At 46.8% G+C, this 12,495-nt stretch carries 20 protein-coding genes; 10 read left to right on the forward strand and 10 right to left on the reverse strand.

Annotated features, from left to right (window positions below; all coding sequences use genetic code 11):
• Position 1: 1 nt before the first annotated feature.
• Together MTBMA_RS08870 and MTBMA_RS09065 are read right to left on the reverse strand one after the other, a co-directional pair.
• Positions 2-154: a TIGR04165 family Cys-rich peptide gene (locus MTBMA_RS08870; RefSeq protein WP_013295381.1), complete on the reverse strand. Its 153-nt coding sequence runs from the start codon at positions 152-154 to the stop codon at positions 2-4.
• Positions 155-156: 2 nt separating this feature from the next.
• On the reverse strand, positions 157-309 hold the full coding sequence (locus MTBMA_RS09065; RefSeq protein ID WP_171770391.1) for a hypothetical protein: 153 nt from the start codon (positions 307-309) through the stop codon (positions 157-159).
• A gap of 51 nt (positions 310-360) precedes the next feature.
• Between MTBMA_RS09065 and MTBMA_RS02775 the strand changes: the two genes are divergently transcribed.
• Together MTBMA_RS02775 and MTBMA_RS02780 are read left to right on the forward strand one after the other, a co-directional pair.
• Positions 361-915 carry an SOUL family heme-binding protein gene (locus tag MTBMA_RS02775; RefSeq protein WP_013295383.1) on the forward strand — a complete coding sequence of 185 codons (555 nt, stop codon included), beginning with the start codon at positions 361-363 and terminating at the stop codon, positions 913-915.
• A 16-nt stretch (positions 916-931) separates the two neighbouring features.
• Positions 932-1,675, forward strand: coding sequence for a SagB/ThcOx family dehydrogenase (locus MTBMA_RS02780; RefSeq protein ID WP_013295384.1), 744 nt, complete (start codon positions 932-934; stop codon positions 1,673-1,675).
• Between the two features lie 53 nt (positions 1,676-1,728).
• On the opposite strand, the gene MTBMA_RS02785 is transcribed toward MTBMA_RS02780, so the two are convergent.
• Positions 1,729-2,745: a pseudomurein-binding repeat-containing protein gene (locus MTBMA_RS02785; protein ID WP_013295385.1), complete on the reverse strand. Its 1,017-nt coding sequence runs from the start codon at positions 2,743-2,745 to the stop codon at positions 1,729-1,731.
• Positions 2,746-2,809: 64 nt separating this feature from the next.
• On the opposite strand from MTBMA_RS02785, the gene MTBMA_RS02790 reads away from it, so the two are divergent.
• Positions 2,810-3,040 (forward strand): toprim domain-containing protein, encoded by a 231-nt coding sequence (locus MTBMA_RS02790; RefSeq protein ID WP_048174896.1) that lies wholly within the window; start codon positions 2,810-2,812, stop codon positions 3,038-3,040.
• Between the two features lie 102 nt (positions 3,041-3,142).
• Here the strand turns inward: MTBMA_RS02790 and hisG are convergent, their stop codons facing one another.
• The gene (gene hisG / locus MTBMA_RS02795; RefSeq protein ID WP_013295387.1) at positions 3,143-4,129 is read right to left on the reverse strand and encodes an ATP phosphoribosyltransferase; all 987 of its coding nucleotides are present in this window, start codon (positions 4,127-4,129) and stop codon (positions 3,143-3,145) included.
• Between the two features lie 69 nt (positions 4,130-4,198).
• Positions 4,199-4,708: a nitroreductase family protein gene (locus MTBMA_RS02800; protein WP_013295388.1), complete on the reverse strand. Its 510-nt coding sequence runs from the start codon at positions 4,706-4,708 to the stop codon at positions 4,199-4,201.
• An 87-nt stretch (positions 4,709-4,795) separates the two neighbouring features.
• On the opposite strand from MTBMA_RS02800, the gene MTBMA_RS02805 reads away from it, so the two are divergent.
• Positions 4,796-5,020, forward strand: a complete 225-nt coding sequence (locus tag MTBMA_RS02805; RefSeq protein ID WP_013295389.1) for a TIGR04165 family Cys-rich peptide — start codon at positions 4,796-4,798, stop codon at positions 5,018-5,020.
• Between the two features lie 38 nt (positions 5,021-5,058).
• Here the strand turns inward: MTBMA_RS02805 and MTBMA_RS02810 are convergent, their stop codons facing one another.
• The 4 genes from MTBMA_RS02810 to MTBMA_RS02820 all read right to left on the reverse strand — a co-directional run bounded on the left by MTBMA_RS02810 (position 5,059) and on the right by MTBMA_RS02820 (position 7,704).
• A complete protein-coding gene (locus MTBMA_RS02810) occupies positions 5,059-5,514 on the reverse strand; it encodes an NUDIX hydrolase (RefSeq protein ID WP_013295390.1) in 456 nt (151 codons plus the stop codon).
• 67 nt (positions 5,515-5,581) lie between these two features.
• Complete coding sequence (locus MTBMA_RS08970; protein WP_148215536.1) at positions 5,582-5,791, reverse strand: ATP-binding protein; 210 nt, start codon at positions 5,789-5,791, stop codon at positions 5,582-5,584.
• A complete protein-coding gene (locus MTBMA_RS02815; protein WP_013295392.1) occupies positions 5,788-6,651 on the reverse strand; it encodes a sensor histidine kinase in 864 nt (287 codons plus the stop codon). The genes MTBMA_RS08970 and MTBMA_RS02815 overlap by 4 nt, the downstream gene beginning before the upstream one ends.
• A 39-nt stretch (positions 6,652-6,690) precedes the next feature.
• The gene (locus MTBMA_RS02820) at positions 6,691-7,704 is read right to left on the reverse strand and encodes a cobalamin B12-binding domain-containing protein (protein WP_013295393.1); all 1,014 of its coding nucleotides are present in this window, start codon (positions 7,702-7,704) and stop codon (positions 6,691-6,693) included.
• A gap of 69 nt (positions 7,705-7,773) precedes the next feature.
• Here MTBMA_RS02820 and MTBMA_RS02825 point away from each other — a divergent pair, with 69 nt between their 5' ends.
• From MTBMA_RS02825 to MTBMA_RS02840, 4 genes are all read left to right on the forward strand, one after another.
• Positions 7,774-7,956, forward strand: coding sequence for a hypothetical protein (locus tag MTBMA_RS02825; RefSeq protein ID WP_013295394.1), 183 nt, complete (start codon positions 7,774-7,776; stop codon positions 7,954-7,956).
• 95 nt (positions 7,957-8,051) lie between these two features.
• A complete protein-coding gene (locus MTBMA_RS02830) occupies positions 8,052-8,933 on the forward strand; it encodes a CBS domain-containing protein (protein ID WP_013295395.1) in 882 nt (293 codons plus the stop codon).
• Positions 8,934-9,103: 170 nt separating this feature from the next.
• Positions 9,104-10,048, forward strand: a complete 945-nt coding sequence (locus MTBMA_RS02835) for a deoxyhypusine synthase (protein ID WP_013295396.1) — start codon at positions 9,104-9,106, stop codon at positions 10,046-10,048.
• Positions 10,041-10,568: a hypothetical protein gene (locus MTBMA_RS02840; protein WP_013295397.1), complete on the forward strand. Its 528-nt coding sequence runs from the start codon at positions 10,041-10,043 to the stop codon at positions 10,566-10,568. Before MTBMA_RS02835 ends, MTBMA_RS02840 begins: the two co-directional genes overlap by 8 nt.
• Before the next feature lie 95 nt (positions 10,569-10,663).
• Here MTBMA_RS02840 and pyrF read toward each other — a convergent pair whose 3' ends face one another.
• On the reverse strand, positions 10,664-11,317 hold the full coding sequence (pyrF, locus tag MTBMA_RS02845; protein ID WP_013295398.1) for an orotidine-5'-phosphate decarboxylase: 654 nt from the start codon (positions 11,315-11,317) through the stop codon (positions 10,664-10,666).
• Between the two features lie 207 nt (positions 11,318-11,524).
• Here pyrF and cbiM point away from each other — a divergent pair, with 207 nt between their 5' ends.
• Together cbiM and MTBMA_RS02855 are read left to right on the forward strand one after the other, a co-directional pair.
• Positions 11,525-12,193, forward strand: a complete 669-nt coding sequence (gene cbiM, locus MTBMA_RS02850) for a cobalt ECF transporter S component CbiM (protein ID WP_013295399.1) — start codon at positions 11,525-11,527, stop codon at positions 12,191-12,193.
• Between the two features lies 1 nt (position 12,194).
• The gene (locus tag MTBMA_RS02855; RefSeq protein WP_013295400.1) at positions 12,195-12,482 is read left to right on the forward strand and encodes an energy-coupling factor ABC transporter substrate-binding protein; all 288 of its coding nucleotides are present in this window, start codon (positions 12,195-12,197) and stop codon (positions 12,480-12,482) included.
• Positions 12,483-12,495: the final 13 nt, after the last annotated feature.

Here is a 12,495-nt window from a genome sequence, read left to right on the forward strand (position 1 = left end):
CCTAATCAGCGGTTTCAAATACATGGCCACACTTTTCACAGACGATTTCCTTCAGGGACGTCCTTGACTTGTGCTCATCCATGAATTTTCTCTTAACAACCTTGTCCCTGCAGCCGCACACAGGGCACTCCTTCAGAAACTCTTCCATCTTCATGTTCAGACCTCTATTATCTCTTCCACCACATATTTACCGCCACAGGGACACTCCTCTATTCTATCTCCAATGGGGTAGGGTGGTGTTTTACCTTCAACTTCAAGGGTTCTCTTAGCCCTGCAGAGGTCACAGTAAGCTTCGACTATCCACATCATGTAACCTAGATATATATGGTCTGATATATAAGTTGTAAGGGGGTTGTTTTTTTGACTGAGAGTCCAGATTATGAGGTTGAACTGGAAGACGGTGACTTTGAGATAAGGTGCTATCCCGGGTACATACTGGCACAGGTGGATGTTGAGGGGAACTTCAGGGATGCGATGCTTAGGGGATTTTCCATCCTTGCAGACTACATATTCGGGAATAACAGGCGCAGGGAGGAGATTCCAATGACATCCCCAGTAACTGGAGTCAGGCTGGGGGAGAAGATACCAATGGCAGCACCGGTTACAGAGGAGAAACTTGATGATGGGGGAGTCTACAGGATATCTTTTACCATGCCATCATCCTACACCCTTGAAACACTTCCAGAGCCCAATGACACACGTATAAGGTTCAGGGCTGAGAAGAATCAGAGGTTTGCGGTCTATAAATTTTCAGGAAGGGTAAATGAGAGAATGGTGGAGGAAAGAACTGGTGAATTCAGGGAGTGGCTCAGAGAAAATTCCATAAAACCCAGGTCCAGCTTCATAGTTGCCCAGTATAACCATCCTGCAGTCCCCGGTTTCCTGAGAAGGAATGAGATCCTTGTGAAGATATAAGTGTGGGGGGATTCTGATGAATGAGATTGAAAGGAACCGTTACTTCCTGAAGGACAGTATAAGGAAGAGGATAGATTTTTCAAAAACACCCCAGAGCATGGGTGTGGCTGCACCACCATTCGAGAAGCCATGGCCAGAGGATGCTGAAATGATTGACCTCCCGGTACTTGACTGGGCTGAAATGGTGGACGTGAATATTGTAAGCTGCATAAGAAACCGTAAGAGCCGCAGGAGTTACACTGACAGGCCCCTGAAACTTGAGGAACTCTCTTTTCTTCTCTGGGCCACCCAGGGGATAAGGATGGTTGCAGGTTACAGTGCCTTCCGCACAGTCCCATCAGCCGGCTGCAGGCACACCTTTGAAACTTACCTTGCGGTATTCAATGTGGAGGGCCTCGAGGAGGGCCTCTACAGGTACATACCATCGGTGCACCGGTTGCTGGTTGAGTACCTTGACGATAACCTCTCCCAGAGGATAGTGGAGGCATCCTTCCACCAGCGCTTCACAGGAGAATCCGCTGTGACATTCATCTGGACCACGATACCATACAGGATGGAGTGGAGGTATGGTCTTGCAGCCCACAGGGTGATCCTCATTGACGCAGGACATGTCTGCCAGAACCTCTACCTTGCCTGTGAGGCCATAGGTGCGGGTACATGTGCGGTCGCAGCCTATGACCAGGAGTACCTTGATGAGGTGCTGGGGGTTGATGGTGTGGATGAATTCACCATTTACATGGCGCCGGTTGGAAAGGTTTAAGAAAAAAATTGAAGTGTGGTGTTACCTTCACCTTATGAGGAGCCACTAAAAAATTAGATTTTCACGGATGATGGTAGCTGCATTTTTTTACTGGATGTGTGGGTCCTTGTAATCCCTGAGTACATTCTGAGGAGGTCCCTGTAACCTATTATTCCATTTTTAAACCGTATATAATTCGGTGCCCTCAGATACCTTCTCATGTAATTGTTGACATCGGCTGCAAGTTTCCGGTATTCGGTCCTTGAGAGGTAACCATGGAATGTGCTCTTAACACCAGGATTTGAGGGTCCCCTTACCTTCAGGTATCTTATGGGTCCGTTCATGTAGTCTGTTACCATGAGAAGGAATGTCTCTGGTCTGTAACCATTGTAGGTCCTTTTGAGTTTTCTGCCGTTTTTCAGGTCAGTGTGTATTCCATTAGCCACACGGGCCATAACTGCAGGGTCAATGCTGTGGTAGGCTATGAGTTTGCTGTTGTAGAATCTCCCCTTCTTCTGGGTAATCCCGGGGGTTTCATTCAGGATTCTCATGATCTCCGATGCTATGAACCGGCACTTCTCTTCCCAGGATGCGCCGGGACAGTCAATGTTCGGCTGTATGATTCTTACACCTGCGGAGGTGAGGAACCTGTAGGGGTACCTGATACCTGCAAAGTACCTGGTGGAGAAGTTATCGTCCCATGCCCTCCTCAGCATGTAGGTATTTTTGAGGTTGAGTTTCCCGGTGTTTACAAATATCACACCCTTGGATGTGGTTGCTGCAAGTTTAGCGACTTCTCTCATTGCCCCAGGGCAGGAGGCTGCAAGGTAAATCGCTACTCCCCCCTGAGGAGTGCAGCTTATTGCACGGCCACCCTCACCAGGTTTCGGGGCTTTGGGGTCCACTGTAACATTGTGTTCACTTTCGTTTTCAATACAGCTCTTGATGAGGTTGAGGTTTTCAATGTCAGAGGAGCTGTTGCCTGTTATGCAGTCTGAGGTGAGGAATATATTAACTGCCGCAGCATCACTGATATTCACTGAAAAAAGGACAAGGGCTGTCATGAACAGTATAATTCCCTTTAATTGCAAACTATCACCTTTATAACCTCTCTTCGTGGTCCTTTAAGTAATTTTTCAGGAAGATTTATATAAGATGAGGTTCTACATATTCCCCGAATTTTTTCTTATAATCCTTTATGGTGATAATTTGGTTCCTGAGATAAAACAGAAGTGTTTGATCTGTGGCGAGCAGTGGATTGATGGAAAAGATACCTGTCCATACTGCGGAGGCAAAAATAAGACTGCAAGTATAGATTCCGAGAATGATCTTGCTCTGCTGAGATCACTTAACAGCATCCTGAAAAAGGAGAAGGTTTCAGAGTAAACTTCTCAAACCTTTTTATTTGTATATCTGAAAAAGAAAATCAGATAACCCATATCATGTACTGTTTTATGTTTTCCCGTACTGTTGCTGATGCTCTGAAGCCTATCTTATGTACTGTTTCACGTTTTCTCGTACTATTGCAGACGCTCCGAAGCCCTTTATCTCTTCAAGCATTTCAGGGAATCTCCTTTTATCTATGAGGACGTTGATCTGTGAAAATTCCCCGCCTGGAACGACGGTCGGCTCATCTGAGCAGTACTCCATCTTCATGAGGAACTCAACCACATCCTCTGCCCTGTGGTTTGCTATGTTGAACTTAACATCAAAGTAGTTCCTGGCCTTGGTGGCGCCGTAGAGCTGTTTGAATATCATCTCAGCCTTTTCAAGTTTTTCACCGGTGCATGATGGTCCAGCATAGAGCCCGGCGCTTGATTCCATTATGGTATCAATTATCTTGAGGCCCGCCTTTCTAAGACTGCTTCCTGTCTGGGTGTTGTCCACTATGAGGTCTGCGCCCTTGGCGATGTAAACCTCGGTTGCACCATCAGAGTTTATTATCTGGACCATCTCATTGTCACCATCCCTGAGGCCCCTTATCTGCACCACTGGTCTTGAGTCACCGAAGAGTTCCCTGTAGCCAGGATTATTCATGAAAAAGTCCCTTGTGAGGTTGGGATACTCTGTGAAGCAGAGTATGGGAGTGTTCCTATCAGCATTTTTCAGGAAGAAGTCCTCCAGTGAGGTGTAGGGTTCCTCTCTGGGAAGTGCCACTATAAGCCTTGTCTGACCGTAATCAAGATCCCCTATCTTTTTTATGGACTCATCGCCACTGTTTATGGATTCCTCACGCACCCAGTCCTCGCCGATTATTGCAATATCAAGCATTTCACGGTTGAGCTCCACCGGGGCACTCTGGGGCCTTGTGAGGTAAGCCTTTATTTCAGGATCGTTGGTGATCTCTATTTCGTTTTCTTCACGCCCGGGCTCGTAGCCCTTAACCTCATAACCGGCGTCCTTGAAGAGCCTGTAGGTGTTTCCACGGTTAACATTGTTTAAACTACCCTTGGGTAATCCCAGAACTATCTTCATAGTTTCACCTGTAATCAGTTGATGATCTTCTTTTGCAAATCTTATGTTCAGTCAAATTAAGTGATTTTTTTACCATTTCTCAGTATGTATCCTTTCAGGGTCAAAAAGGTCCCTCGTTCCAGGGTCCTCTGCAGGGTAACCTATGGGTATCACTGAGAAGGGTATAACGTGGTCTGGAATCTGGAACAGCCTCCTTATACCCTCAACACGGTCTTCAAGTGGGTATACACCTGTCCAGACCGCACCAAGACCAAGGGAGTGGGCCGCAAGCAGTATATTCTGTGACGCAATGGAGCAGTCCTGCACCCAGAATCCAGGGAATTTTTCAAGGCTGGTGTCACAGCATACTATGATTGCAAGGGGGGCATCCTTTACCATTGCCCCGTAGGGATGCACCTCTGGTATCTTCTCAAGCATATCCCTGTTTTTCACTACTATGAAGTGCCAGGGTCTCTGGTCAACCGCTGATGGTCCGCACATGGCCGCCTCTAGGATCTTATTGAGCATTTCATCTGGCACGTCTCTCTTGGTGTATTTCCTTATGCTTCGTCTTGTTTTAATTGCTTCGAGAACTTCCATTTTCCTCACCCTAAAACCTATATGGGTGGTGACCTTTATATGTTGGAAGGTTCATAATAGTTCTATAGAATACGAACGAGTGATACCATGAGGGTTGAGGATTTAAAAAAGCCATGCCCTGAGTGCGGTGAAGTGGATAAGGACGTCTCAACGGTTAAATACCCCCAGAATAAGGAAAAACTGAAAGAGGCAGGCATACCTGAGGACCAGGAGATAGTTGGGGCCATAAAGTGCAGTAAATGTGGATATGTATTTGAGTACTGTGAAGGAGGAAAGTGCAGCATAGAGGTCAAGAAGGTTTCCATTGATTAGGAGATTTCAATCGGTGGATGTTTAAGAAGCCTTTACATTCATTGCTTTCTTATGAATCCAAGAATATTTCTGAAACCTGACCCTTCACTTTTTCTTTCTACCTTCATATCCTTCACAAAGTCCGCAAGCCAGTCTGCAAGTCTGTATTTCGAAAGACCAGCCGGTTCAACCCATGCAAAGCCCTCATGTTCGTGGCTCAGCTTCACATTACCCGCGGCTTTGCACTGGATTATTATATGAACAGCGTTTATTATCGGGAACTTCTGTTCAACAACCCCCATAACATCACCAGGGGTTATTTCAAGGCCGGTTTCCTCCCTGACCTCCCTTTTGAGGGCCTCCTCAAGGGACTCGCCGGTACCCACCTTTCCACCGGGAAGCTCCCAGGTGGATGGGTTGGTCTTTGAATTTTCAGATCTTTTGATTATGAGAACCCTTCCGTTATCATCCTCAATGAATGCCCTCACAGCCAGTATATAAACACTTCCCACCATAAAAATCCCTGTTTATGATTGGGGCTCTAAATATATAAACGGGGTATCGCTTGCAATGTTTGCTGGGCTACTTCCAGTCCCTGAACTCAATTGAGAAACGGGTCCCACCCTCTGATTCAACTTTGAGGTTACCATTCAGCTGGTCAGTAAGGCTTCTTACAAGCTGCATACCCATACTGGGCGTGCTCTGGAGGTCAAAGTTCTCTGGAAGACCCACGCCGTCATCTTCAATCGCAAGAATGTAACTGCCATCCCCTTTTTTAAATGAAACCCTTATTCTACCTTTTTTCCCTCAGGGAATGCATGTTTGATTGCATTTGTGAAGAGCTCATTTACAATGAGTGTCAGGGGGACAACCGTGTTTATATCGAGTTCAGCCTCATCTATATCTGTCTCAAGGGCTATGCGGCCCGGATCCGATAGGAATGTCTGATAGAGGTCCCTCACAAGTCCCCTCAGGTATTCACCGAAGTCCACCCTCCTGTGTTTACCTGAAGTGTAAAGCCGCTCATGAAGCATGGCCATTGCTCTGGCCTTTGACTGGGCCTCCCTGAAGAGCATGAGATCATCCCTATCCTTCACATACCTTGACTGGATATTGAGGATGCTTGAGATTATCATGAGGTTGTTCTTGACCCTGTGGTTTATCTCCCGGAGGAGCATCTCCTTCTCTTTGAGGGCTTTTTCCAGTTCCATGTTCTTCTTTAGAAGTTCTCTTCTGGCTGCAGAGAGCTGGTTGTTTAGCCTTGTGAGTTCATCAAATAGTTCTTCTTTTACATCCCCACCAGCAGATGGACCCATTTCTGGTGTTTCAGGCAGCTCAGTATCAACAAGGCGGTAGATTTTTATCATATCCTCCTTTCTGGCTGCACCAACAGCGTAGATCCTTTCATCAGCCATGAAACCTGAAAAGTGGTAGGTCTTAAGGTTCTTTAAATTCAGTTCCCAGTTATAGGCGGCCCCTTTATCATTGATCTCCTGGATGAAAAGGGAGGCCTTTGCCTGGCTACCCATATCCATGAGGTCAACGAAGGATTCAATGGTCAGGGGTATGTTGGATCCATGGTCTATTATCTTTTCAATGAATCCATCCTTCCTCAGGATAAGGAAAACACCCTCAGGTCCATTATTATTCATTCTATAACCTTCAATAGCTTAAAGTCTAAAAAGGATCTTCTATTCTGTTTTCAGGAATTCTTCAGCCACCCTCACGGCGCTGGAGGCACTGGCGGCGTGCAGATCGGCTCCGACCTTCCTCCAGAGTTCAGTGTCCACATTGAATGGGTAGCCACCCACCATTACAGGGGGAGAATCATCCACTTCCCCAAGCAGTTTTATGAGACTTTTCACATGTCCAACGTTGAAGGTCATGGTGGCTGATACAGCAACAAGGTCAGGCTTCAGTTCATCCACGATCTTTCTGAAATCCTCCGGTGGAGTGCTGGCCCCAAGGTAAACAGAATCCCAGCCATTGATTTCAAAGAAATCACTGACCATCCTTATTCCTATCTCATGCAGCTCATTGTTAACGCATGCAGCAACAAGCCTGAGGTTTTTCCGCTCTGATGCCGGGTATATGTACGGGTAGAGTTCTGACATTATCATCTGTGTCACTGACGTTGCATAGTGTTCGTGGGCAACCGATATCTGGTTGGTCTGCCATAACCTGCCGATTTCATGCTGGACAGGCTCAAAAACATGGAGGTATATGTCCTCAACACTCACACCGGAGTTCAGGGACGAGATTATGAGGGCCCTGGCCTTTTTTGCCTCTGTATTCAGAACAAGTTCAAGGTACTTCTCTGCAAGGTCCCTCAGGGGCTGATCCCTGATGTAGCTTGGCGGTTTATGTTCCATTTCAAGTTTCCTGAGGGAACCTGAGATGTAGCTGGAAGCAAGGGAAGCGGTTTCATCGTCTAGAATTTCCAGCATAACCTTTTCCATACTTTTAAGTGAACCCCTGAGGCACTCTTCAGGGAGCCCAAGGTTCCTCAGAAGGATATCGGCCCAGAGGACGTAGTCCTCAAAGAGTTCTGGACTTGAATTTCTGATGGCCTCCTCCAGGTAGTCCAGATGGTAATTTATGTCTTGTATGCACAATTCCCTATCTTCAGGACTTACAAGGCCCTTCCCCTTAAGATCGTCATATATGGCGGATACAAGGGATTCCCTTGGGACATTGATCCCCATTAACAACACCCCAATATATTTAAGTTTGAACCCCAATAAGAGATTTATCATTTTTTTGCAGTGTTAAATATGAAGTCATCGGAAGGTTTCAGAATAATTTCAACCACAGGAGAATGTCCGGAATGTGTCTACAGATGTGAGGTTGTCCTTGAGGATCTTGGAGAGATTAAGCTTTACTGCAGGCACCCCATGGGACCGGGTAGCCCCGCACACTGCATATACTTTAAGAGGGATAGGAAAATCAGCAGATGATCAGCTTTTAGGATTTATAATTGACACAATATAAAAAAGCATATTAATTAAAAATAATTATAATTATTATTCATAATAGATCATCAGGTGTTAAGATGCTTACCTCTGTTCAGAAAGAAATACTCCAGACACTCATCAACCTCTACAGGAATTCAAACGGCAAATCCATTAAGGGTGAGGAGATAGCAGCCATAATGAACCGCAATCCGGGCACAATAAGGAACCAGATGCAGTCTCTTCGAAGCCTGGGACTTGTGAAGGGTGTTCCCGGACCTCGCGGGGGATACAAGCCAACCATAAAGGCCTACCATCAGCTGAACATATCATCAACCGGAAGGGAAACTGCCGTCCCCATCTACAGGGGCGGTGAGAGAATCGATGACCTTTCAGTTGCAAAGATAGAGTTCACAAGCATTCCCGACCCTGGGGAGTGTGAGGCCGCAATAAAACTGGTTGGCAGCATAAGAAAACTTGATCTGGGCGATAGGGTGCGCATAGGCCCAACTCCGGTTAACAAGCTCATTGTTGACGGGGTTGTAGTGGGAAGGGATGATATGGACAACATAATCCTCCTGGACACCACCGCCATAAGAAGCATACCCAAGAGGACGGTTGAGGAGGTTGCAACCCATGAACTTGTGACACTCACCCATGATATCAGTGTGAAGGATGCCGCGGTTAAACTATCATCACTGGGAATCGAGGGGGCCCCGATAGTGGAGGATGATGAGGTGAAGGGCATAGTTACCCTCAGTGACATAACAGCATCCATAGCAGAGGGTACCGAGAACCTGCCTGTTTCAGAGATCATGTCAAAGAATATAATAACGGTTAAACCTGAAATGATGATCTCTGATGCAATAGAAATCATGAACAAACACAATATAGGGAGACTGATCGTTACAGACAGTGAGGGTAAACTTTTGGGCATAATAACCCGTACAGATATCCTTGACAGCATAGCGGGTCTTGATTGAGACTCAGTTTTTCCTGATTTTAAGTAAAGATACCGCAAAATCGGATCATAGTGGAGATCTGAATATTTAATAGAGATCTGAATATATTAATGATGTGCAACAATTCTGTAGTTCTCTGGGTGCTCATGCATGAGTTAACTGTAATTTATCACTAACGGGAAGTGTTACTTTTGAATGTGAATCATATGAATATAAAACCCGACATGAAGGCAGGGGACCTTATAAGGGAGATGGGGCGGTCAGGGGTCCTTGGAGCAGGCAGGGTCCACAGGGCAGCAGGGCTGCTCCGTGAGATGATTGATGACAGTGAAATGGCATTATTCATGAGCGTGGCAGGACCACTGGTTCCCGGTGGGATGAGGAGGATAATAAGGGATCTCATAGATCAGGAAGTTATATCAGCACTCATAACAAGCGGGGCTAACCTTACACATGACCTCCTTGAGGCCTTTGGAGGGGCCCATTACCGGGAATACGGGTTCGATGATGAAAGGCTTCATGAGGAGGGGATAGGTCGTATAGGTGACATATACACAAGGTCCGAGGACTTTGAGGTCTTTGAAGCCAGGATGCAGGACATCTTTTCATCCATATTCAAATCAAAACCCCATATTTCAATTCAGGAGCTCATTTACGAAATAGGGGGGCATCTAAAGGATGAGATGTCCATCATAAGAACGGCCCACATGAGGGGTGTTCCCATCTATGCCCCGGGGATCATCGACAGCATGCTCGGCCTACAGCTCTGGATGTACACACAGGACAACAGGGTATGTCTAGATGCTGTGAGGGATATGCACAGCCTCTCTGACCTTGTATTCAGCCATGAGAGGATAGGGGCTGTTATACTTGGAGGGGGACTTCCAAAGCATTACACACTGGCATCCACACTCTTAAGGGGTGGTGTGGATGCTGCGATCCAGATAACCATGGATCGAAGTGAAACTGGAAGCCTCAGCGGCGCCCCCCTTGAGGAGGCCAAGTCGTGGGCCAAGGCACAGGCTGGTTCGAATCTTGTAACGGTGGTTGGGGATGCAACGGCCCTGTTTCCACTTATACTTTCAGCTGCACTCTCTGATGGGATTGATGGAGGTTTGAGGTCCTTTCATGATTGAACTTCTTTTTCCAGTTTCAGGTTTCCTGATGAAGGTTGCGGATGACGCCGAGGATGAGTGGGGAAGGCCCCTCACAGGCATGGTGGCCGGTGCCCTCTGTGGGCTTTCCTCTGGTGTTCTCTCCACTGCCGATACGGCTGCTGCATGTATATTCCTCGGGATATTTGCAGGCACCCTCATATCATGTAAGATAGACTGCCCCAGCCACGTGCTTGCCGCAGTGGTATTCCTTCTGGTCCTTTTTTTTGGTGGAGTGCCCTCACTGAGCATCCCTGCTCTTGTTGCATGCACAGCGGGAGCCTACATTGATGAATATGGTAATGATAACCCCAGGGTATACGAAAAGGGTCGTTTTTTCAGGTTTTTCTTTGATTACAGGTTCTCCCTGAAGGCTGTGATAGTCATCCTTGCTGTTATTTCACTGCTTGGAGTTTCAGATACCGGTTTTGGTCCTGCAACGGTCCTCTTTTTCATACTCTTTGAGGTCGCCTATGAAATTGCAGGAAGAATCAGGATTTAGGGGGCCGCTTGGGCCTGGTTGCATGTCATGTAAACTGTATAGTGGATAAAATAGTTTTGCTGGCTGTTTTCATGGACATTAAAAGTTAAAATGAATCATCTACCTCTTATTGCATCCAGAATCTCGCCTGCAGCAGCAGCGGGATCCTCTGCAAGGTAGATTGACCTTCCAACGATCACAGCATCTGCAAATTTCAGTGTTTCAGAGGGGTCTCCACCCTGGGCACCCACACCGGGGGATATGAGGAATGCTTCGGGGCCGATGATCTCCCGGAGTCTTGAAAGCCTCTCTATCCTTGTGGAGGGGCCCACATAGTTTTTAACACCCAGTTCAACGCCCATCTCTGCTATTCTATCTGCAGATTTCTGTATGAACATCTCTGCACCTGGATGTGACATCTCTGTCAGCAGGAAAACGTCCCTTTTCATTTCATCTGCAACCTCCAGGCATGCACTTACACTATCTGCACCTGTGAATCCATGTACTATCACAGCATCGGCCCCTGCCCTGAAGGTGGCCCTGCATATCTTCTCATTGGTTTCAGGTATATCCGCCACCTTGAAATCGGCTATCGCCCTGCACCCAAAGTTCTCCCTGAAGTCCCCGATAACCTCAATACCTGCAGAGAGTACCAGGGGGTAACCTATCTTAACCGTGTCAATGTATTCGGCGACCTCTCCTGTGACCCTCAGGGCTTCATTGGGGTCCATGAGGTCCATTGCAAGGATGAGTCTGTTTTTGATTTTCATGTTAACCAGTCTATTGGAGTTATGTTATCTATTTTTCTGGGATGATGTGTTTGATGGTGTGTGTGGGTATGTGGAATAAGAGGAGTTATCTATTTTTCTGGGCAAACACACCTCTCAAGAAAACTTTAATTTAAATCAGAAATTATAGAAAATATTATATACTCATATCTTAAAGTTTACTTTAGAAAGATTCAAGAAGGTGATAAATTGCATATCATGGAAGGATTTCTGCCCCCGGAGTGGTGTCTCTTCTGGTATCTCCTATCGGCACCTGTCATAGTTTATGGTTTAATCAGGATAATAAGGATTTCAGATGAGAGGCCCGAGGCAAAACCGCTTCTTGCAGTTAGCGGCGCGTTCATGTTTGTTCTATCATCCCTTAAACTTCCATCTGTAACTGGTAGCTGTTCACACCCCACAGGTAATGGGCTCGGGGCTGTACTCTTCGGCCCTGCAGTCACATCTGTCTTGGCACTCATTGTTCTCATATTCCAGGCGCTGCTCCTTGCCCATGGGGGCATAACAACCCTGGGGGCAAACGTGTTCTCCATGGGTATCATTGGCCCGGTCTGTGCCTGGGGAATCTACAGGATCACAAGGTCAGCGATACCCTCATCTGCCGCGGTCTTCCTTGCAGCATTTCTGGGCGACCTTATGACCTATGTGACAACATCAATCCAGCTTGCGCTTGCATTCCCTAAACCCGGTTTCATGGAAGCCCTTGTGAAGTTCATGGTGATATTCGCCTACACCCAGGTTCCACTGGCGGTTGCCGAGGGCCTTCTCACCGTGGTGATATTTGAGAACATCCTCAAGCTCAAGCCTGATATAATGGAGAAACTTCAGGTTATAGGAAAACCTGCTGTGGAGGGTTAAAATGGATAAAAGACACACCATAATGCTCATTGCAGTTGCGGTGATTGCCATAGCACCCCTTGTAATCTACAGTGGCCTTGGAGAGGATCAGGGATACTTTGGGGGGGCAGATGACAGTGCAAGCAAGGCAATATCTGAAACAGGGTATAAACCCTGGTTCCAGCCAATATGGGAGCCACCAAGTGGTGAGATAGAGAGCTTGCTATTTGCTCTCCAGGCCGCCATAGGTGCCCTCATAATAGGATACGTCTTTGGCTACTACAGGGGGAGGGGAGAATCCCCTGAATAAAATTTTTTCATGG

Source organism: Methanothermobacter marburgensis str. Marburg (assembly GCF_000145295.1).
GTDB classification, from domain to species: Archaea; Methanobacteriota; Methanobacteria; order Methanobacteriales; family Methanothermobacteraceae; genus Methanothermobacter; species Methanothermobacter marburgensis.